We start from the raw sequence: 20,439 nt of genomic DNA, 5'->3' as shown, positions 1-20,439 counted from the left end.
GTCTATATCGCGCCTGCTGCCGCAAGGGAAGCGCGGCGGCGCTGACCTTCGCGGATTGCGGCGTATGTGCCGGACCCGACGATGATCGCGGCACCGATCAATGTGGCAAGGTCCGGGCGTTCGCCGAAAACGGTCGTGCCGACGATCAGCGCAAAGACCAGCCGCGAATAACGGAATGGGGCGATATGGGACATGTCGCCAATCCGCGTCGCCGTAACCAGCGCGTAATACCCCAGCACGCCCGCAGCGATGGATCCGGCCACGCGCCAGCTGTCAGTGCCCGATGGCATGGCAAAGCTGTCGCCCATCACCGCCATTAACACCAGACCTGTTGGCACGATGACCGCAAAGGCATAGGTCGACAACCGCATCGAGCTGATCGTGCGGGGAATACGCCGCGTTGCCAAATCGCGAATGCCAAGAAACATAACGCCTTGCACCGCAAGCAGCGACGCAGGCTGGAACGAGTCCAGACCGGGGCGAATGATCAGCAGCACGCCGCAAAAGCCGACACCGATCGCAACCCAGCGCCGCCAGCCCACAGCTTCGCGCAGGAACAGTGCAGCCCCCAGCGTCACAAACAGCGGTGTCGCCTGAAAAATGGCAGAGGCGCTGGAAATTGGCGTCAGAATCACCGCAGAAACATAGCCGACGGTGCCAAAGATTTCCCCGAAGTTGCGCAGCAGAACCATCGGGTGCAGCATGTCGCGGGCCAGTAGGCTTTGCCCCTGCACCCAGCAAACGATGGCAAAGATCAGCCCGCCGCCAAGACCCAGCATGGCAAGGATTTGCCCCGTCGGCAGGGCGTCCGCCATCTGTTTCATGAACATGTCTTCCAGTGCGAAGCCAAGCATCGCCAGAACCATCAGAATGCTGCCGCGCAGATTGTCCAACTCCGGACCCCAAATCAGAAATGATAGCCACGGGTTACGCCCCGCGCGGGCAATTGCCTAGTCGGGATCGCCGCCTTTTTGCACCTTTGCCGTGTTTTGCGGTATGATGCGTTCGCCGAACAACGACAAACGGTGGCCTACAAGGCGATAGCCAAGGCGCTTGGCAATCTTGTCCTGCAGCGCCTCGATCTCTGGGTCGACGAATTCGATAACCTGCCCGGTCGCCATATCGATCAGGTGATCGTGGTGAGCGACATCCGCTGCCTCGTACCGGGCGCGGCCATCGCCAAAGGTATGCTTTTCTAAAATGCCGTTTTCTTCGAACAGTTTGACCGTACGATAGACAGTCGCGAGCGAGATGCGCGGGTCCATTTCTACGGCGCGGGCGTGCAGTGCCTCTGCGTCCGGGTGGTCGGTGGCGGCGTCAAGCACCTTTGCAATCACCCGGCGCGGGGCGGTCATGCGCAGGCCAGCTTGGGCGGCGCGCGATTGAATGGATGTCGACATATCAGGTTTCTTTCCCGGAACTGTCCGATGGTCTTAGCGTTATTGTGCCAGCGGGGCCACCGATCTGATGCGTGCTGGCCTCGATTCCCATGGCCGGGCGGACATTTGCGTGCCAGTCTGCGCTTGAATTAACCGGAGGTATCACGATGAGCTTGATGAAAACACTGACCCGCGTCGCAGTGGGCATTGCAGTGGCAAAAGGGGCCAGCGCGATGACCCGCAGCGCAAAACAAGGCCAGTCCGGCACTATGCTGGATGACTGGCTGGGCCCAAAAAGCGGATCTGGCGCAACCACCTCTGGCACAGCGCGCAGCGGCGGTTTGGCAGGCGGCCTTGGCGGTTTGCTGGACAGCCTGCAGGGCACGCAAACCGGTGACCGCCGCACGCAGCCCTCCTCTGGCGGGTTGCAGGATATGCTTGGCGGACTGGCCAGCGCTGGCGGACTTGGCGGGTTGCTGGGCGGTCTGGCGGGCGGCACCGGCGGCGGGTTCGGCAAGACGCTGCAGTCGCAGCTGGACACCACGCCCGAACCCGCGCAAGAGCCGAGCGCCGATCAGGAAGGTCTGGCCGCTGTGATGCTGCTGGCCATGGTGCAGGCCGCGCAAGCCGACGGCCATCTGGATGACACAGAACGCGGCCGCATCATGGACAATCTGAACGAGGCCACCCCGGCAGAGCGGGCCTTTGTCGAACAGGCCATGGCGCAGCGCATGTCGGTCACCGATCTGGCCGCCCGCGTGCCCGCAGGGGCCGAGGCGCAGGTCTATACGATGGCCGTCATGGCGATTGATCTGGACCACCCCGCAGAGGTCGATTTCCTGCGCGGCTTTGCCGACGAGCTTGGCCTGCGGTCCGGCGACGTGAACGACATCCACAGCAAATTGGGTGTCGTGCCGCTGTATAGCTAGAACCAGCGCAGCCAGCGCATGATGGCGGCGGACACCGCGCCGATCACCACCATGCCAAGGCACAACACCCAAAAGGCATGCCCGCTGGCAACACCGGGCATGCCGCCGACATTGACCCCGAACAGTCCGGTCAGAAAGCCCAGCGGCAGAAAAATCGCCGCTACGATGGATAGCCTGTAACCGTTACGTTCCAGCCGCATATTTTGCACCGTGTCCAGATGGTCGGACATGGCGGTTAGGCGATCATGCACTTCTGACAACTCCTCTAGCGCCCAGCGGCAGCGGCTGGCGGTATCGCGCAGGCGGTGGCGCAGGTCGTCCTTGATCAGCGTCGTTTCAATTTGGGCGACCTGCGTCAAAGCCTCTGCCAGCGGGGCGACATGGCGGCGAAACTTGATGATTTCGCGCCGCAGCGGGGCCAGATCGGCCAGCGGGGCCCGGTCATGTTCATAGACGTCGTCTTCCATGTCGTCGGCGGTGTCTTCGCGGGCAAAGGCGATATCTTCCAGCCGTTCGACCAGTGCCTCGGTGATGCGGGCCAGCATATGGCCGGGGCTGTGGGGCGCATCGCCGTCCAGAACCTGCGCACGCAGGTCTTCAAGCGCGAAAATACGCTGCCGGCGCACGGTGATGATCAGATCGGCGGTCATCCAGATGCGCAGGGATACCATGTCGGCGGATTCCTCGCCGGCGTTCAGGTTGATGCCGCGCAGGGTCAGCGCCATGCCATGCCCGTCATAGTCAAGGCGCGGACGGGTCTTGTCGGCCAGCAGGGTCCGCCGCGCCAGACCGGGCAGATTCTGGGCCGACCAGCCGGGCAGGGCCAGATCGGACAGGTCAAAATGCAGCCAGCGATAGGCGGCACCATTTGCGGGGATCGTCTGCAAATCGGGGGCCGGGCGGGCGCTGCCGTTTTCCCAGATGTCAAAGGCCGACAGCGGCGTCAGGGTCGACGATTCGTTATTTGTGTCCAAGGAACTGCCCTTCCATCACGCGGACGGCTTGGCCGGAAATAGTGACGCCCGTAGCATCTGCCTGCGCGTAAATCATCGAAGGGCGGCCCATGTCGGTGCCTTGATGGATCGTCAGATCCTGCGCTGTACCGGTCACGTCAAACAGCAAGGCGGCAAGGGTCGCGGCGGCGCTGCCGGTTGCGGGATCTTCGGGGATGTTATCGAGGGGGGCGAACATGCGGGCATGGATCACACCGTCCAGCACCGTGTAGGCGAGCAGGGCAAAGTCGAACTTGCTGGGATAGCGCGCGGCCCCGATCCGCATGGCGGCCACATCGGGCTGACACCGCGACAGGGCGGCGCGGTCAACCAGTTCGACGACGACAAATGGCACACCGACACCGGCCTGCACCGGCGCATGAACCCCGGTTACAATATCCTGCTGCGTCAGTCCCAGCGCCTGCGCGACCAGCGCCGGATCGGGCGCATTATCCCGCGTCAAAGGCACGGTCGTCGTGAACTGCGCCCGGCCATCCGCAACGCGGCATGCCACGGGGCCGATCCCCAGTTCCAGCGTCATGTCGCCTGGAAAACCAAGGTCGGCAAGCGCGGTCGCTGTGCCGATCAACGGATGTCCGGCAAAGGGCAGTTCCAACGTCGGGGTGAAGATGCGCACCTTGGCCGTATGGCGCAGATCGTCGGGGGGGTAGACAAAGGTCACTTCGGAAAAGTTGAACTCTGCCGCGATGGCTTGCAATTTGTCCTGCGGCAGCGCCTCTGCATCGGGGAAAATTGCCAACTGATTGCCGCCAAAAGGCGTGTCGGTAAAGACGTCATAGACAAGATAGGCGGTCATCGGGGCGGTTCCTTTTATCGTTACCCCTTTCTAACATGGGGGTTTCACCCTCGCCAGCCCGGCAGGCGTGCCCAGGTGCCGCCCAGCACCTGCGCGGCTGCGCCGCTGCCCAGTTTGAACCTTGCCAGACCGGGGGCATATTGGGTGTCCACTGTGCCAAGGTCCAGTTGCGACACGCCCATCGCGGCGAACCGGCGGGCGGCATCCAGCAGCAAGGCATGGTGCGCGCGCAGGGCGCGGCCACGCGGACCGGACCAGCCGATTTGATAGGTTGCCATCGCGCCGTGCCGCAGAAACAGCATGGCGGCGACAGGCGTGCCGCCTTCGCTGGCGGTCAGGACTAGCACGTCGCCGGGATTAGCCTGCGCAAAGGCCAGCGACAGAGCATGGGGCAGGGCGCGGAACCGCTTGGTGCGTTGTTGCGCCAGATCGGCATCCAGCAACCAGCCGTCACGTGACGGGCAAAGCAACCGCTGCCGCAGTCGCAGGTTCGCCGCCATGCCCTGCCGCGCGGCATTGCGCCATTTACCAAAGGTGCGGGCAAGCTGCGCATCCGGGTCCAGGTCCAGCTGCAAAATTGCCGTAGTGGAGGGGGACAGGATCTGCAAAAAACCTGCCCGCCGCATCACCGCCGCATCGCCGGGGCCGGCGTTAACCAGATGCAAACGGGCGCTGCGCAAGGCGCTGGCGCGGTCGTCGATGCTGAATTCCGGCAGAAATACCGGCCCGCGAGAGGCAAAGCGGATACACCCAAGCCCCCCCAAGGCGCGGCGTATCACTAGAACCTGACCGCACCCCTGCAAGGGTTCGATCACGGCGTCGCGGCCCAGCAGTTTCAGCGCACGGGCAAAGCCGGGCGACTGCTGCAGTGGCAGGGGATGGTTCGTCAGATCGGTGGCGGGGCGCATCAACATGGCCGCCGTTAAATCAATCGAAACCTAAAGTCCGATTAATAGCCAAAAGAATTTCGGTTGAAAGGAACGCCATGGCGGCAATTCGCAAAATCCACGGGGTCGCGGCCGCAGCGCCGCGCCTGACAAAAGTTGCGGCGGCGATACTTGCCGCCGCAACCTGTTTGCCGCTGCTGATCTATGTGCTGCTGACTTAGGCCAGCCGCACCAGCGCGTGACGCTTTTTGCCGGCTGACAGCTTGATCGGCGCAGCCAGCATGTCCGCCGTGACCATCAGGCCTGCATCCGTCAGGGCTTCGTCGTTCAGGCGGGCGCCGTTGTCGGCAATCAGGCGCTTTGCCTCTTTGCCCGATGCGGCAAGGCCTGCGCGCACGATGATCTGGGCGATCGACATGCCGTCACCCAATTCCGCGGCTGTCAGATCAAGCGTCGGCAGATCGTCACCGACGCCGCCTTGTTCGAATACCTCGCGGGCGGTGGCGGCGGCAGCCTCTGCCGCGGCGCGGCCGTGCAGCAGGGCGGTGACTTCGTTGGCCAGAATGATCTTGGCCTCGTTAATCTCTGCGCCTTGCAGGGCACCCAGCCGGTCGCATTCCGCCACGGGCAGCTCGGTAAAGATTTTCAGAAACTTCGCCGTGTCCGCATCAGTCGTGTTGCGCCAGAACTGCCAGAAGCCGTAAGGGGCCAGCATGTCGCCGTTCAGCCAGATCGCGCCGCCCTGGCTTTTGCCCATCTTGCGCCCATCGCTGGTGGTCAGCAACGGGGTGGTCAGGCCGAAAATCTCGTGATCCAGCACCCGGCGCGTCAGGTCGATACCGTTGATGATATTGCCCCACTGATCCGATCCGCCCATCTGCAACAGGCAGCCATAGCGGCGGTTCAGTTCCAAAAAGTCGTAGGCCTGCAGAATCATGTAGTTGAATTCAAGGAACGACAGGGATTGTTCGCGATCCAGACGCGATTTTACCGATTCAAACGCCAGCATCCGGTTCACGCTGAAATGCCGCCCGATATCGCGCAGAAAATCGAGGTAGTTCAGCTGGTCCAGCCATTCCGCGTTATTCAGCATGATCGCATCGGTCGCGCCGTCGCCATAGGACAGGTATTTTGCGAAAACCTGACCCATGCCGTCGATATTGGCTTGGATCTGCTCCGGCCCAAGCAGCGGGCGTTCGTCGCTGCGAAAGGACGGATCGCCCACCTTGGTCGTGCCGCCGCCCATCAGGGTTATCGGCTTATGGCCGCATTTTTGCAGCCAGCGCAGGACCATGATGTTCATCAGATGGCCGACATGCAGCGACGCCGCAGTGGCGTCATAGCCGATATAGGCGGGAACCACACCATTGCTCAGGGCGTCATCAAGGGCTTGGTAGTCGGTGCAATCGGCTAGAAAGCCACGCTCCATCATCACAGCCATGAAGTCTGATTTGGGGTGGTAGGTCATGTCTTGTTCCCATTCTCGTGGCGGGGCATCAATAATCCGGGCATCAATAGCGGTGCATAGGGGTAAGGGCCAGTGGCTAAGGTCGCGAGGCTAAGGGAAATAAGAATGAAGATCAAAGGGCCGATCAGGGCACTTGGGGCGATGTCGGGCACGTCGCTGGATGGAATCGATGCAGCTGTGCTGATCACCGACGGAGAGACGATCACCGGTTTCGGCGAATGCGACTACCGCGAATATTCCGACCGCGAACGTGCCAGCCTGCGCAGCGCGCTGGGGCTGTGGCACGACGAAGAGGTATCAGAGGCCGCGCAGGTCGTTGAACACGGCCACTATTCCCTGCTGGCCGGGTTCGAGGATATCGCGCTTGTCGGCTTTCACGGCCAGACGCTTGCGCATGACCCCGGCGGGCGCGGCACGCATCAGGTGGGCGACGGTGCAGCCCTGGCACAGCGGCTTGGCTGGCCCGTCGTCTGGGATTTCCGCAGCGCCGATGTGCAGATGGGCGGGCAGGGTGCGCCGCTTGCGCCCTTTTATCACTTTGCGCTGGCCCGCTGGATGAAGGCCGATACCCCTGTCGCGTTCCTGAACCTTGGCGGCGTTGGGAACTTGACGTGGATCGACCCCGCCAAGCCCCGGCCAGAGGATGACGGTGCGTTGCTGGCCTTTGATACCGGACCGGCCAATGCGCTGCTGGACGACGCCATGTTCAAACGCCTTGGACTGGCGCGGGACGAAGGCGGGGCGCTGGCCGCGTCTGGTACTATCAACGATGACATCATCGCATCCTTCTTGGCGCATCCCTACTTTTACAAGATGCCGCCGAAGTCGCTGGACCGCGACACCTTTGACCGACTCGCCAAGGACGTGGAAAAGCTGTCTGACGCTGACGCCGCAGCGACTCTGACCGCTGCAAGTGCGCTGGCCGTGTCAAGTGCCATGCAGCATTGCCCTGTTACACCGAGCGCCATCTGGGTGGCAGGCGGCGGGCGTCACAACCCGGTTCTAATGCAGATGATTGTCGCCGCGGTCGATGTGCCGGTGCGCCCTGTGGACGATGCCGGACTGGACGGAGATATGCTGGAAGCTCAAGCATTTGCCTATCTTGCCGTGCGTGTCGCAAGGGGGTTGCCGACGTCCTGCCAAGGGACCACGGGTGTGCGTGCAGCGGTAAGTGGCGGGACCCTTAGCCGCCCCGGTGCGTGACCGCACACATTTGTGTGAGTGTTGCAGAGTTGCATCCACACTCTTGTGTTTCGATATTTTTCGCTCAGGCATGCTAACCAAACCCAATCCGGAGGGTTAGCTCACCGGAACGACCAAACACTCCCAAAGGAATACTCCCATGAAGAACGTAATGATCGCAGGCGTCGTCGCTTCGCTGACCGCAACCGCATCCTTCGCCGGTGGCATCGCAGAGCCCGTCATGACCACTGCACCCGCAGCTCCCGTGGCTGTTGCCGCGCCTGTCGTCATGACCAACGACTGGTCCGGCTTCTACGCTGGTGCGCAGGTTGGTTTCGGCCAGCTGGAAGCAGAATTCGACGACGGCACCGAAGTTGAAGACGAAGACCTGACCTCCTACGGCGTTCAGGCCGGTTACCTGTACGATCTGGGCAAGTTCGTTGTCGGTGCAGAAGCTGCATACGCTCAGCTGGACATCGACGGCCTTGACGACAACGCCGACGTGCTGCGCGCTGGTGTGGTTGCCGGTTACGACGCTGGTCGTTTCCTGCCCTACGTCACCGCTGGCTACGCCAACGTTGACACCAACGCCATCGGCGAAGACGACGGCTACTACTACGGTGCCGGCGTTGACTACGCAGTCACCTCCAACGTTCGCGTTGGCGTCGAGTACCTCGAGCACAAGTTCGACAACTTCGAAGATGCAGGCATCGACCTGACTGCAAAGACCACTTCGCTGAAAGTGTCCTACGCATTCTAATGACGTAGCGCCGGGCCTCGTTTCGGCGGAAAAGGGCACCCTTCGGGGTGCCCTTTTTGTGTTTAAAGGCTGGTCTTGCGGCGCGGTTAGTGCGCCAGCGTTCCGGCAAAGGCGGCAATCCGGCGCAGGGCATTGGCCAGCATGTCATCTGCAACCGTCATGGCCACGCGGATATGACCCGCGCCGCCCGCGCCAAAACTTTCGCCGGGCATGACGCCAATACGCTCTGCATCCAGCAAGGCATTAGCAAAGTCTTCACCGCTCATCCCCGTGGCCCGCACGTCCAGCATGGCGTACATTGCCCCGCTGATTGGCGCAGGCCGCACCAGATTTTGGCCGGCCAGCGCATCCATCACGATCTGGCGGCGGCGGCGGAACGGGGCGGCGACGGCCTCTTCGGCCGCGCTGCCCTGTCCAAGCGCGAAAAGCGCGGCATCCTGCACAAACCCCGCCACGCCATAGGTATTGTGCGTTGCCAGATTATGCATCGCGCTGATGACCTCGGCGGGTCCGCAGACCCAGCCGACGCGGCTGCCGGTCATGGCGTGACTTTTCGACAGTGAATTTACCACCAGCGTTCGCTCTACCATGCCGGGCAGGGCGCGGGGACTGACATGGCGACCGTCCCAGACCTGGGTGTCATAAACCTCGTCCGAAATCAGCCACAGGTCGTTGGTCCGGCAAACATCGGCAATATCCTGTAGCGTATCATCCGAATAGATCGCGCCGGTGGGGTTGTTGGGCGAATTGATGAGTAGCGATTTTGCGCCCGGCGTCGCGGTGTCCAGATCGGCGCGCAACGGCTGGAAGCCGTTGTCGGCGTGGGCCATGACGGCATGGGGCACAGCGCCAACGGCGCGAATCGTGCCGGGGTAGGTGGCGTAATACGGATCGATATAGACTGCCTTGTCGCCAGGATCGCAGGCGGCATGATGGGCGGCAAACAGGGCGGCCTGTCCGCCAGGCAAAATGATGACGTTTTCAGGGCCGGTCGGCACGCCGGTCTGGCCCGCTATGCGTGCGGCCACGGCCTTGCGCAGGCTGGGAAATCCCGGGACAGGGGAATACCCCGTGTTGCCGCCGCGGGCCGAAGCGTCCATCGCCGCCAGAATCGACGGGTCGGTGCGGGTGTCATGTTCCCCCATCGACAACAGGGTGACAGGTGTGCCGGCGGCTTTCAGGGCCAGCGCGCGGTAATGCACGCTCCACCCGTCAGAGCCGCCACCGGTGATTTGGGTGATGCGTGATGACAGTTTCATAAGCGCACCCAATCGGGGCATTGGTGCGGTGTCAAGCGGCGGGGGTCAAGACTACTCGACAGGCGCAAGTGTCGGTGCTAAAGCAAGGATATGAACAAGCGCTGCACACTTATTTGCCGCATTATTTCCTGCTGATCCAGTCCGCGGGCCGCTTTTTCACGTTTCTTTTCTGAACTGATGATCTAGGCCCGCAGGCGTAACGCCCGTGCGAGGCCCACATGACGACCGACCAGCCCATCATCCGTCTGCAGAACACCAAAACCCGCCGTCGCGAGGAGTTCGCGCCGCTCGATCCAAAACGGGTCGGCATCTATCTGTGCGGCCCGACGGTCTATGACCGGGCGCATCTTGGCAATGCGCGGCCTGTGCTGGTGTTCGATGTGCTGTATCGCCTGCTGCGGCAGACTTACGGCGCGGAACACGTTGTCTATGTGCGTAATTTCACCGACGTCGATGACAAGATTAATGCCCGCGCCGCCGAAGCCGGGCGCGAAATCGGCGATATTACGGCCGAAACGATCCGCTGGTATCATGACGATATGGATGCGCTGGGTGCGCTGCGCCCAAGCCACGAGCCGCGTGCGACCGATTTCATCGGCGCAATGGTGGATATGATCAACGAGCTGATCGCCCGCGGCAATGCCTACGAGGCAGAGGGCCATGTTCTGTTCGCGGTCGACAGCTATGACTCCTACGGCGCGCTGTCGGGCCGGTCGCTGGATGATATGATCGCGGGCAGCCGGGTCGAGGTTGCGCCCTATAAGCGCAATCCGATGGATTTCGTGCTGTGGAAACCGTCCGGCGCGGGCCAGCCGGGCTGGGACAGCCCGTGGGGCGTTGGTCGTCCGGGCTGGCATATCGAATGTTCTGCCATGTCGCGAGCGCTTCTGGGGCCTGCGTTCGACATCCACGGCGGCGGCAACGATCTGCTGTTCCCGCACCACGAAAACGAAATTGCCCAGTCCTGCTGCGCCGATCCGGACGCGGGCTTTGCCACCTATTGGCTGCACAATGAAATGCTGCAGGTCGAGGGCAAGAAGATGTCCAAGTCGCTTGGCAACTTCTTTACCGTGCGCGATCTGCTGGATGACGGCATCAGCGGCGAGGTGATCCGCCTTGTCATGCTGGGCACGCATTACGGCAAACCGATGGACTGGACCGCGAAAAAGCGGGACGACGCAGAGGCGACCTTGCGGCGCTGGTACGGCATCCTGGCCGGTCACGGTTTCGGCCCCGCGCTGATCAAGGCGCTTAAGGCTGACGGGCAGTGGCAACCGGACGCGGAATTCCTTGGCGTGCTGGCCAATGATCTGAACACACCGGGCGCGATTGCCCGGCTGCATGTGCTGGCCAAGGGCAAGACCCCGGCGCAGCTGGCCGGGTTTGCCCACGGGCTGGACCTGCTGGGGCTGGTCCCCGACTGGGCCGACCTGCCGCGCCTTGCGGGCGGTGAAGGCGGCGCGCAGGTGGATGACGCCATTGCGCAGCGGATTGACGCGCTGCTGGAAACGCGCGCCAAGGCGCGGGCGACGAAGGATTGGGACATGGCCGACCGTGTGCGCGACATTCTGACCGCCGCAGGCGTGGTCGTCACCGATGTGGGCGGGCAGGCCAGCTGGGCTGCCGGTCCCGACTTTGATGCCGCCGCGCTGGTGGACCTGTAGATGCCGAATTTTCGTCGAAAATTCGGAAAAGGCAAATTTTCGGCGAAAATTTGTACGCCAGAGGAGAAGGTATGACCAAGGAACGTCTGTATCTGTATGACACCACCCTGCGGGATGGTCAGCAGACCCAAGGGGTGCAGTTTTCTACCTCTGAAAAGCTGAAGATTACCGCGGTACTGGACGCGCTTGGGGTGGATTATATCGAGGGCGGCTGGCCGGGTGCCAACCCCACTGACAGCGAATATTTCGACCAAGTCGGCCCGATGCGTCCGGTGCTGACCGCCTTTGGCATGACCAAGCGGGCTGGCCGGTCAGCAGAAAACGACGATGTGCTGGCGGCGGTGCTGAATGCCAATACGCCTGCAGTTTGCCTTGTTGGCAAGTCGCATTCGTTCCACGTGTCCACCGCACTTGGCATCACCAATGACGAAAATACAGAAAACATCCGCGCCTCTGTCGCGCATATCGTGGCCCAAGGGCGCGAGGCGATGCTGGACGCCGAGCATTTCTTTGACGGCTATGCGTCTGATCCGGTTTATGCGCTGGAAGCTATTCACGCCGCTCATGATGCCGGCGCGCGCTGGATTGTGCTGTGCGATACCAACGGCGGCAGCTTGCCGGACGACGTGGGCCGTGTCGTGGCTGAAGTAATCGCCAGCGGTATCCCCGGCGATAAGCTGGGTATCCATACGCATAACGACACCGAGCACGCCGTTGCCAATACGCTGGCAGCGGTGCTTGCAGGGGCAAGGCAGGTGCAGGGGACGCTGAACGGGCTGGGGGAGCGCTGCGGCAACGCCAACCTGACCACGCTGATCCCGACGCTGTTGCTCAAAGAACCTTTTGCCAGCCGGTTCGAGACGGGCGTGACCCTTGAGGCGCTAAAAGGCTTGAAGAAGGCCAGCCGTGTGCTGGATGATATCCTTAACCGGGTGCCAGCCAAGCAAGCCGCATATGTCGGCAGTTCCGCCTTTGCCCATAAGGCAGGGCTGCATGCCAGTGCGATTGCCAAGAACCCCGCGACCTATGAACATATTGACCCCGCACTGGTCGGCAATTCCCGCATCGTGCCGATGTCAAATCAGGCGGGCCAGTCGAACCTGCGCGAGCGGTTGATGCAGGCCGGGCTGGAGGTCGAACGCGGCGATCCGCGGCTGCCGCGGATCCTTGACCGGATCAAGGAAATGGAATCGCGCGGGTATTCCTATGACACTGCGCAGGCCAGTTTCGAGCTGCTGGCGCGGGCGGAACTGGGACTGCTGCCCGAGTTTTTCGAGGTGAAGCGTTACCGCGTGACGGTCGAGCGGCGCCGCAACAAGCGCGGCAAGATGGTCAGCCTGTCCGAGGCCGTAGTGGTGGTAAAGGTTGCGGGCGAAAAGGTGCTAAATGTCTCTGAATCCATCGGGCCTGACGGGTCTGACCGGGGTCCGGTAAACGCGCTGTCGCGGGCCCTGGCCAAAGATCTGGGACCCTATCAGGCGATTATCGATGATCTGCGGCTGGTGGATTTCAAGGTCCGTATCACGGATGGCGGCACAGAGGCCGTTACCCGCGTTATCATTGACAGCGCCGATGCACAGGGCCGAACATGGTCGACAGTTGGGGTCAGCGCAAACATCGTGGATGCGTCCTTTGATGCGCTGCTTGACGCGATCAATTGGAAGCTGATCCGTGACGGGGCAACCGTTTGATTTTGAGTTTATTTGGCCAGGTGAAACACGATGAGCTTTGAAGCCTGCGCACAACTTGTGGAACGCGGCGATCCGGTGCGGTTTCGCGCAGCGATGGCTGCGCCCGTTTCCGCTCGCCGCGTTCTGTTTCCGCTTTATGCCTTCAATCTGGAAGTGGCGCGGGCCCCTTGGGTCACCAAGGAAGCGATGATCGCCGAGATGCGGCTGCAATGGTGGCGCGACGTGCTGGAGGAGGTGGCATCGGGGCAGGCGGTACGGCGGCACGAGGTGACGGATGCCTTGGCGCAGGTGCTGGATGCTGAAGGCGCGCGGGCTTTGGATGAATTGGTCGCGATGCGGCGATGGGATGTCTATTCCGATGTCTTTGAGGACCGCGCGCATCTGGACAGCTATATCGCTGCAACCTCTGGTGCGCTGACGGTGGTGGCGGCGCGGCTGCTGGGTCCGGCGGATGCGGATGTTGTCGCTGACTTTGCTTACGGTGTCGGCGTTGCGAATTTTCTGCGCGCCATTCCGGCGCTCGAAGATGCGGGGCGCAAGCCTTTGATCGATGGCACGCCGCAGGGTGTGCGCGATCTGGCCCAGGATGCACTGGCGCGGCTGGACCGGGCGCGGGGGATGCGGCGTAAGGTATCCAAAGCAGCGGGGGCTGCGTTGCTTCATGGCTGGCAGGCACGCGGCGTTCTGGTGTGCGCAGCGCAGGAGCCGGCCCGCGTGGTGGAGGGGCTGCTTGAACCGGCACCGGTGGCGGATCAGGTGCGGCTGTTGCGGGCCGCGACATTTGGTTGGTGGCGTTAGGCCGCTGGCCTGCGCGGCGATAGCACCAGCCAAATCAGCGCGCCGCCCGCCAGGACCAGTAGCGGAATCATGGCCATGTTGACCATATCCCAGCCTTGCACAGCTGATCCGCCAGAGCAGTTCATCAGACCGCCAGAGGCCAGAGATGCAATCGTGACCATACCAAAGACAATGGTGTCGTTCAGGCCCTGGACAACGCCACGCTCTGCTGTGTTGTGGCTGCCGGCGAGCATGGTGGTCGCCCCTATGAAGCCGAAGTTCCAGCCGATGCCAAGCAGCACGAGTGCGGCAAAGAAGTTGCCCAGCGTGACGCCGGACAGGGCAACCAGGCCGGCGATGCCAAGGATCACGAGGCCCGCGCCGACGATTTTGGTGACGCCAAAGCGGGCGATCAGATGGCCGGTGAAGAAGCTGGGCAGATACATCGCGATGACATGGGCAGAGACGATGTCGTTGGCGTTGTTCTTGGTAAAGCCGCAGCCGACCACGGCCAAGGGGGTTGAGGTCATGACAAGGTTCATCAGCGCATAGGACACCATGCCACAGATGATCGCGACCGCAATGCGCGGATCGCGCAGCAGCTGGCCGCGGGTGCGCGGCGGAATCGCGTGGACGACCTCTGGCTGGCCGCGCGTCCCTTTGGGCAGGTCAAGAAAGACGAACAGCCCCATGCCGACCAGGTTGATGCCAGCGACCGCAAGGTAAGTGCCAAGGAAGGGTACGACCAGCGCGTCCTGTACCAGTTTATTCAGTTGCGGGCCAATCAGCGCCGAAATCAGGCCGCCCGCCAGCACATATGAAATTGCCTTGGGCTTAAAGCTGTCAGAGGCGGTATCTGCGGCGGCAAAGCGGTAAAAGCCCTGCGCGCTCATGTAGATACCGGTAAAGAACGAGCCGAGGAGCAGGATGGTAAAGGAGCCGACATACAGGCCGTAGGCGGCAATCAGCGCCCCCAGCGCGCCGGCGGCGGCCCCGAGGACAAAGCCGAAGCGGCGGCCCCGGCGCTGCATCAGTGGCGACAGCCAGGGCGCGGTGGTCATGGAACTGAAGACGATGAAGGTGATCGGCAGGGTTGCGAGGCAGATATTCGGCGACAGCATGCCACCGGCAAGCCCGCCGATCACGAATATCATCGGCATCTGCGCACCCAAAAGCGCCTGCGCGGCGACCAGCACCGCGACGTTCCGTTTGGCGCGCGAATCGTCGATCATAATGGTACCCCCTGACTGGTGCGGCTGTTATGCCTTGTCGATGATATGGGCGAAAGACCCTGTGACCCGGCCAAGGCGCAGGCCCATGGCCGGCAAAGCCTGTCCTGCAGCGTCGCGGGCAGTGAAAAGCGGATCACCTGCGGCGCGGGTGGTCGTGGCATAGTGGAATTCGTGACCGCGCCAGGCCCCGGCAAAGGGGCCATGCATGGCGTGCAACTGGCGATAGCCAAGGTGCAATTTGCGCGCGGCAAAAGAGGTGTCGAGCCGCAGCAGTCCAGCCATGGCGTGTACGGTACCATCGGCGGTTGTCAGGCTGTCGCCAAGGGTCATGTAGCCGCCACATTCCCCGTATATATCAGTGGTTTGCGATGCGTTCTTCAGGCTTTGCATGAAGGTTTGGGCAGCAGCAAGCTGCGGGGCGTAGAGTTCCGGGTAGCCGCCGGGCAGGATGATCAGATCCGCGTCCGGGACAGGATCGTCAGCGAGCGGCGAAAAAGGGGTGATCTGTGCGCCGGCGGCCTGCCAGTCCTGCAGCTGATGCGGATAGAGAAACGAGAACGCAACATCCTGCGCAACGGCAATACGCTGTGCCGGCGGCGGCGCGATGGGTGCGTCTGGTGCCGGTAAAGGTCGCGCCAGGGCGGCCAGGGCGGCCAGATCGCAGCCTGTGGTGACCCAGTCGGCGGCGCGGTCCAAAAACGCGGGAAGCGCGGGGTCTTCCATTGCTTGTTCGAGGCCAAGATGCCGCGACGGGCGTGTCAGATCATCCCTGCGCGGGAGTGTGCCAAGGATGGGCAACCCCAGCGGGGCAAGTGCGCGGCGCAGCATTGCGGCGTGCCGGTCCGATCCGACCTTGTTCAGGATAATACCCGCAATGCGGACCGCCGGGTCATGTTGCGCAAATCCCGCCACCAGCGGCGCGATGGACTGCGCCATACGGGCCGCATCGACGATCAGGATGACCGGCAGACCCAGGATTCGCGCCAGATCGGCGCTGGATCCTGCGCCATCCGGCGGGGCACCGTCGAACAGGCCCATGGCACCTTCGATCAGGAGAACATCTTCGGTCGCGGCGCGGGTGCACAGGGCGGCGGCGGACATGGCCCATGCATCAAGGTTCAGGCAAGGCTTTCCCGTGGCTGCGGCATGATAGGCAGGGTCGATGTAGTCCGGTCCGGATTTCGCACCGCGCACACGGGTGCCATTGCGGGTGAGGGCGCGCAGGAGCCCGAGGGTCACGGTGGTTTTGCCGCTGCCGGATGCGGGAGCCACGACGATCAGGCCCGGCATCGGGCCTCTGATGCCTCCGGCGGGAGTTTAAGTGGCCAGATGAATGGGATGGTCATGCGCCTAGGCCAGTTCTGCGGGCAGGCCGCGGCCCAGAGGATCAAGGTCGCGAGGTGCCTGACCCTGTGCCATGCCTTGCCAGTCGAGGACCTGACGCATCAGCACCGAGCGGCCGATGCAGATGATGGCGGGCGGTTCGAAATGGCCCGCAGCAACGTCATTGACGAGGGTTCCCAGTGTGGATTCCAGAACCTGTTGATCGGGTGTCGTGGCATTTGTGACGACGGCGCAGGGTTCAGATGCGGGCCGGCCGGCGGCGCGCAAGTGGCCGGTGATTTGGGCAATGTGTTTCATGCCCATGTAGATGACGATGACCTGGCTGCCTTTGGCGATGGATGCCCAGTCAAGGGCACTGGGGGTATTTCCGCTTTGGTCGTGGCCGGTCACGAAGGTGACGGATTGGTTCACGTCGCGGTGGGTTACGGGGATGCCCGCATAGGCCAGCCCGCCGATGCCGGCGCTGATGCCGGGAATGATGCGCACGGGGATGCCGTGCTGCACGAGGGTCTGCGCCTCTTCTCCGCCGCGGCCAAAGACGAAGGGATCGCCGCCTTTCAGGCGCAGCACACGTTTGCCAGCGCGTGCCAGATCGACGAGGCGCAGCGAGATGTCGCGCTGCACGGCAGAGGGTTTGCCGCCACGTTTGCCCGCGTAGATGTGTTCGGCCTGGGGGGCCCAGTCCAAAATCGCCTCTTGCACCAGCGCGTCGTAGATCACGACGTCGGCCTGGCGCAACGCGTTCAGCGCATGCAGCGTCAGCAGGCCCGGATCACCCGGGCCAGCACCGCAGAGCCAGACCCAGCCGGGGTTCAGGGTCGGCCAGTCAAAAGTGGGAAGGTTTGCAGTTTGTGTCATGGGATCGTTATGGCGGCATCGTGGATGATTGAAAAGTGCGGGATGCGGCATTTTCAAGTGCTGCAGCGGCGGCTAAGGTCGCGCCATGACACGCAAGCCTGATGGCCCTTTGCGCCGTGGCTGGACCACGGGTGCCTGTGCGACTGCGGCAACGCGGGCTGCCTTGCTGCGGCTGTGGGGCGGGACCTTTCCTGCGGCTGTGCAGATCACCTTGCCCAAGGGCGAGGAGCCGGTGTTTGCCCTGGCGCATACCGCCGCGGGCGATGGTTGGGCAGAGGTCGGGATCACCAAGGACGCGGGCGATGATCCCGATGTGACCCATGGTGCGCTGATTATCGTGCGCGTGGCGGCCAGCGCGGGTGGAGGCGTCAGCTTTCATGCGGGTGAGGGCGTCGGGATGGTCACGAAGGCCGGGCTGCCGGTCGGTGTGGGCGAGCCTGCGATCAATCCTGTGCCGCGCCAGATGATGACGGCGCAGGTCGAGGCGCTTGCGGCCATGTTTGGCCAGCCGGCCGATATCGCGATCACGGTCAGCATTCCAGGCGGCGCACAGATTGCGCAAAGGACGTGGAATCCGCGTCTTGGGATTGTTGGCGGCTTGTCGGTGCTGGGCACAACAGGGGTGGTGCGGCCGTTTTCCTGCGCAGCCTGGATCGCATCGATCCATCGCGGCGTGGATGTGGCGCGGGCAGGCGGCGCGAGTCATGTGGCTGGATGTACTGGTGCGACCAGCGAACGGGTTGTGCAGGACCTGATGGGGCTTCCGGATCACGCCATGCTGGATATGGGGGACTTTGCCGGGGGTATGTTAAAATATCTGAAACGCCATCCGGTCCCGCGTGTGACCATCGGCGGCGGCATTGGCAAGCTGACGAAGCTGGCACAGGGCGCGCTGGATCTGCATTCTGGCCGCAGTCAGGTTGATTTTCAGGCCTTGGCCGCGATGTGCGGCGATGCGCGGCTGGCGCAGGCGAACACCGCCCTGCAAGCCTATGAGATTGCGGGGAAACCGATGGCACAGGCGGTCGCTGACAAGGCGCTTGCCATTGTGCAGGACGGATTTGGAGGCGAAATGCAGTTCGACATTGTGGTCATCGACCGCGCAGGTGCCATTCTGGCGCGGGCGGGCGCATGACGCTGTTGCTGCTGGCCGGATCGGGCGAGGCGCGGCGGATCGCGGTGGCGCTGGCGCAGGCTGGTGCCGATGCGGTTGCCTCTTTGGCGGGGGCGACGCAGCGAACGAAACCTTTGCCGCTGCCCACCCGGATCGGCGGCTTTGGCGGAGAGGCCGGGTTTACCGCCTATGTCAAAGAGGCGGGCATTACGGCCGTTCTGGATGCGACCCATCCCTTTGCCAGCCAGATTACCGTGCGGACCGCTGGGATCTGTGCAGAGCTTGGCCTGCCGTACCTGTATCATCTGCGCGGCCCCTGGGTGGCTGAGCCGGGCGATAACTGGCGGGACATCGACCACGAGGAAGATGCTGCCGCGCTTATTCCGCTGGGCAAGACAGTGTTCCTTGGCACCGGGCGGCAGACGCTGGACCGCTTTGCCAATCTGCAGGGCCGGCAGGTGATTTGCCGCCAGATAGATCCGCCGACCGCACCCTTTCCCTTTGCCGGAGGCCGGTTTCTGGTTGGCCGCCCGCCGTTTTCGGTCGCGCATGAAAGCCAGTTGTTTCGCGAGCTTGGGATCGACTGGATTGTCGTCAAAAACGCTGGCGGAGAGGCGAGCCGGACGAAGCTGACGGCCGCGCGTGATCTGGGGATACCCGTGTTGATGATCCGCCGCCCGCCGCCGCCAGAGGGGGCGCAGATCACGGATTCGGTCGATGCGGCCGTGGCGTGGGCGCTTTTGCAATGACCGAGCGGACCATACGAGGCGACGCCTGTGTCGCAGAAGGGGCCACCTGGTTGGCCGGCCGCGATCCGCGCTTTGAACGGGCGTTGGGGCTGGTTGCGCCCTTGCCGGTGCGGCTGCGCAGCGACGGATTTGCGGCGCTTGTGTCCGCCATCTGCGGCCAGCAGGTCAGCGTTGCATCGGCCAATGCAATTTATGCGCGGCTGAATGCAGCCGGTATGACGGACCCGCAGGTTGTGTTGAACCATACCGAAGATGACCTGCGCGCACTTGGCTTGTCGCGGCCCAAGGCGCGATATGTGCACGCCTTGGCGGCGGCGCGGCTGGACTATGCCGCCCTGCGCACAATGCCAAGCAATGAGGTCGTCAGCACGTTGGTTGCCGTGCCTGGCATCGGCATCTGGACCGCCGAAATTTATGCCATGTTCAGCCTTGGCCGCGCCGATGTCTTTGCTGCCGGTGATCTGGCCTTGCAAGAAGGGGCGCGGCTGCTGTTTGATCTGCCCGCGCGGCCCACGGACAAGGCCCTGCGCATCATGGCAGAAGACTGGTCGCCCTGGCGGTCTGTTGCGGCGCGGCTGCTCTGGGCCTATTACGCCCATATGAAATCACGCGAGGGAATTCGATGACACGCGCACTTAACGCAGGCCGCAAGGAACCGGCATCGGGCGAAATCCGCGCCGCGGTCGTCTTTTTGCATGGATACGGCGCGAACGGGGCGGACCTGCTGGGGCTGGCTGACCCATTGGCCGATCACATGCCCGACACGCTATTCATCGCGCCCGACGCGCCAGAGGATTGCGCAGGATCGCCGATGGGCTTTCAGTGGTTCCCGATCCCTTGGATCGACGGCAGTTCCGAGGAAGAATCAGAGGAAGGTATGCGCCGCGCCGCCGACGATCTTAACGCCTTTCTGGACGGGGTGATGGTTGACGAAGACCTGCTGCCCGAACAGGTCATGGTGCTGGGCTTTTCCCAAGGCACGATGATGGCGCTGCATGTGCTGCCCAGGCGCGAAGACCCGGTGGCGGGCATCGTCGCCTTTTCCGGTCGTCTGCTGCAGCCTGAATTGCTGGGCGACGAGGTCGTTTGCCGCCCCCCCGTCCTGCTGATTCACGGCGATCAGGACAACGTCGTGCCGCCCCAATCCTTGCCGCTGGCGGCAGAGGCGCTGCAGGGCGCGGGCTGGACCGAAGTTTTCGCCCACGTCATGAAGGGCACGGCCCACGGTATTGCACCGGACGGGTTGCAGGTCGCGCTGGCCTTTATGGCTGACCGCCTTGGCATGGATTAAGACTTCATTCGTATATTAGGCGTAATGATCCCCCTGCCGCACCAAT

General features: G+C 63.0%; 21 protein-coding genes. 11 read left to right on the top strand and 10 right to left on the bottom strand.

All coding sequences use genetic code 11. The annotated features are described in order from the left end of the window. Positions 1-2 precede the first annotated feature (2 nt). Complete coding sequence (locus SJY10_RS10445; protein ID WP_386682282.1) at positions 3-893, bottom strand: DMT family transporter; 891 nt, start codon at positions 891-893, stop codon at positions 3-5. 57 nt (positions 894-950) lie between these two features. Continuing rightward, complete coding sequence (locus SJY10_RS10440; protein WP_386682280.1) at positions 951-1,400, bottom strand: Fur family transcriptional regulator; 450 nt, start codon at positions 1,398-1,400, stop codon at positions 951-953. A gap of 146 nt (positions 1,401-1,546) precedes the next feature. Here SJY10_RS10440 and SJY10_RS10435 point away from each other — a divergent pair, with 146 nt between their 5' ends. Further along, positions 1,547-2,308, top strand: coding sequence for a DUF533 domain-containing protein (locus tag SJY10_RS10435; protein WP_386682277.1), 762 nt, complete (start codon positions 1,547-1,549; stop codon positions 2,306-2,308). On the opposite strand, the gene SJY10_RS10430 is transcribed toward SJY10_RS10435, so the two are convergent. Genes SJY10_RS10430 through SJY10_RS10420 form a run of 3 tightly spaced genes read right to left on the bottom strand, consistent with a single transcriptional unit; the run spans position 2,305 to position 5,031 of the window. Then, positions 2,305-3,282 (bottom strand): CorA family divalent cation transporter, encoded by a 978-nt coding sequence (locus SJY10_RS10430; protein WP_386682274.1) that lies wholly within the window; start codon positions 3,280-3,282, stop codon positions 2,305-2,307. The genes SJY10_RS10435 and SJY10_RS10430 overlap by 4 nt on opposite strands. Next, positions 3,269-4,117 carry a PhzF family phenazine biosynthesis protein gene (locus SJY10_RS10425; RefSeq protein ID WP_386682271.1) on the bottom strand — a complete coding sequence of 283 codons (849 nt, stop codon included), beginning with the start codon at positions 4,115-4,117 and terminating at the stop codon, positions 3,269-3,271. The genes SJY10_RS10430 and SJY10_RS10425 overlap by 14 nt, the downstream gene beginning before the upstream one ends. Positions 4,118-4,161: 44 nt before the next feature. Beyond that, on the bottom strand, positions 4,162-5,031 hold the full coding sequence (locus SJY10_RS10420) for a GNAT family N-acetyltransferase (protein ID WP_386682268.1): 870 nt from the start codon (positions 5,029-5,031) through the stop codon (positions 4,162-4,164). Between the two features lie 71 nt (positions 5,032-5,102). Between SJY10_RS10420 and SJY10_RS10415 the strand changes: the two genes are divergently transcribed. Further along, positions 5,103-5,225: a hypothetical protein gene (locus tag SJY10_RS10415; RefSeq protein ID WP_386682265.1), complete on the top strand. Its 123-nt coding sequence runs from the start codon at positions 5,103-5,105 to the stop codon at positions 5,223-5,225. Here the strand turns inward: SJY10_RS10415 and tyrS are convergent. Further along, the gene (gene tyrS, locus SJY10_RS10410; RefSeq protein ID WP_386682262.1) at positions 5,222-6,472 is read right to left on the bottom strand and encodes a tyrosine--tRNA ligase; all 1,251 of its coding nucleotides are present in this window, start codon (positions 6,470-6,472) and stop codon (positions 5,222-5,224) included. The genes SJY10_RS10415 and tyrS overlap by 4 nt on opposite strands. 105 nt (positions 6,473-6,577) lie before the next feature. Here tyrS and SJY10_RS10405 point away from each other — a divergent pair, with 105 nt between their 5' ends. Together SJY10_RS10405 and SJY10_RS10400 are read left to right on the top strand one after the other, a co-directional pair. Beyond that, the gene (locus SJY10_RS10405) at positions 6,578-7,675 is read left to right on the top strand and encodes an anhydro-N-acetylmuramic acid kinase (protein ID WP_386682259.1); all 1,098 of its coding nucleotides are present in this window, start codon (positions 6,578-6,580) and stop codon (positions 7,673-7,675) included. Positions 7,676-7,814: 139 nt separating this feature from the next. Continuing rightward, entirely contained in the window at positions 7,815-8,414 is a 600-nt protein-coding gene (locus SJY10_RS10400) for an outer membrane protein (protein WP_386682256.1), read from the top strand. A gap of 86 nt (positions 8,415-8,500) precedes the next feature. On the opposite strand, the gene SJY10_RS10395 is transcribed toward SJY10_RS10400, so the two are convergent. Continuing rightward, positions 8,501-9,673, bottom strand: coding sequence for a pyridoxal phosphate-dependent aminotransferase (locus SJY10_RS10395; protein WP_386682253.1), 1,173 nt, complete (start codon positions 9,671-9,673; stop codon positions 8,501-8,503). Between the two features lie 218 nt (positions 9,674-9,891). On the opposite strand from SJY10_RS10395, the gene cysS reads away from it, so the two are divergent. The 3 genes from cysS to SJY10_RS10380 all read left to right on the top strand — a co-directional run bounded on the left by cysS (position 9,892) and on the right by SJY10_RS10380 (position 13,826). Continuing rightward, positions 9,892-11,337 carry a cysteine--tRNA ligase gene (gene cysS / locus SJY10_RS10390; protein ID WP_386682250.1) on the top strand — a complete coding sequence of 482 codons (1,446 nt, stop codon included), beginning with the start codon at positions 9,892-9,894 and terminating at the stop codon, positions 11,335-11,337. Positions 11,338-11,408: 71 nt separating this feature from the next. Further along, a complete protein-coding gene (cimA, locus tag SJY10_RS10385; RefSeq protein ID WP_386682247.1) occupies positions 11,409-13,028 on the top strand; it encodes a citramalate synthase in 1,620 nt (539 codons plus the stop codon). A 30-nt stretch (positions 13,029-13,058) separates the two neighbouring features. Further along, the gene (locus SJY10_RS10380; RefSeq protein WP_386682244.1) at positions 13,059-13,826 is read left to right on the top strand and encodes a squalene/phytoene synthase family protein; all 768 of its coding nucleotides are present in this window, start codon (positions 13,059-13,061) and stop codon (positions 13,824-13,826) included. On the opposite strand, the gene SJY10_RS10375 is transcribed toward SJY10_RS10380, so the two are convergent. Genes SJY10_RS10375 through cobA form a run of 3 tightly spaced genes read right to left on the bottom strand, consistent with a single transcriptional unit; the run spans position 13,823 to position 17,239 of the window. Further along, complete coding sequence (locus SJY10_RS10375) at positions 13,823-15,037, bottom strand: MFS transporter (protein WP_386682240.1); 1,215 nt, start codon at positions 15,035-15,037, stop codon at positions 13,823-13,825. The two genes, SJY10_RS10380 and SJY10_RS10375, sit on opposite strands and share 4 nt — an antisense overlap. Before the next feature lie 27 nt (positions 15,038-15,064). Next, on the bottom strand, positions 15,065-16,327 hold the full coding sequence (locus tag SJY10_RS10370; RefSeq protein ID WP_386682237.1) for a cobyrinate a,c-diamide synthase: 1,263 nt from the start codon (positions 16,325-16,327) through the stop codon (positions 15,065-15,067). A gap of 60 nt (positions 16,328-16,387) precedes the next feature. Beyond that, positions 16,388-17,239, bottom strand: coding sequence for a uroporphyrinogen-III C-methyltransferase (gene cobA, locus SJY10_RS10365; RefSeq protein ID WP_386682234.1), 852 nt, complete (start codon positions 17,237-17,239; stop codon positions 16,388-16,390). A gap of 85 nt (positions 17,240-17,324) precedes the next feature. Here cobA and SJY10_RS10360 point away from each other — a divergent pair, with 85 nt between their 5' ends. From SJY10_RS10360 to SJY10_RS10345, 4 genes are read left to right on the top strand one after another with little or no spacing between them, the layout of a single operon-like run. Next, positions 17,325-18,374: a cobalt-precorrin-5B (C(1))-methyltransferase gene (locus SJY10_RS10360; protein WP_386682231.1), complete on the top strand. Its 1,050-nt coding sequence runs from the start codon at positions 17,325-17,327 to the stop codon at positions 18,372-18,374. Next, positions 18,371-19,102: a cobalt-precorrin-6A reductase gene (locus SJY10_RS10355; protein ID WP_386682229.1), complete on the top strand. Its 732-nt coding sequence runs from the start codon at positions 18,371-18,373 to the stop codon at positions 19,100-19,102. Before SJY10_RS10360 ends, SJY10_RS10355 begins: the two co-directional genes overlap by 4 nt. Then, a complete protein-coding gene (locus SJY10_RS10350; RefSeq protein WP_386682226.1) occupies positions 19,099-19,728 on the top strand; it encodes a DNA-3-methyladenine glycosylase family protein in 630 nt (209 codons plus the stop codon). The genes SJY10_RS10355 and SJY10_RS10350 overlap by 4 nt, the downstream gene beginning before the upstream one ends. Continuing rightward, positions 19,725-20,393: an alpha/beta hydrolase gene (locus SJY10_RS10345; protein WP_386682223.1), complete on the top strand. Its 669-nt coding sequence runs from the start codon at positions 19,725-19,727 to the stop codon at positions 20,391-20,393. Before SJY10_RS10350 ends, SJY10_RS10345 begins: the two co-directional genes overlap by 4 nt. The last annotated feature ends 46 nt before the right edge of the window (positions 20,394-20,439 follow it).

Source organism: Loktanella sp. R86503, from assembly GCF_042466455.1.
Classification (GTDB): domain Bacteria; phylum Pseudomonadota; class Alphaproteobacteria; order Rhodobacterales; family Rhodobacteraceae; genus Loktanella.
Note: the sequence above shows the minus strand (reverse complement) of the source record. Positions and strands in the feature narration are given on the sequence as shown.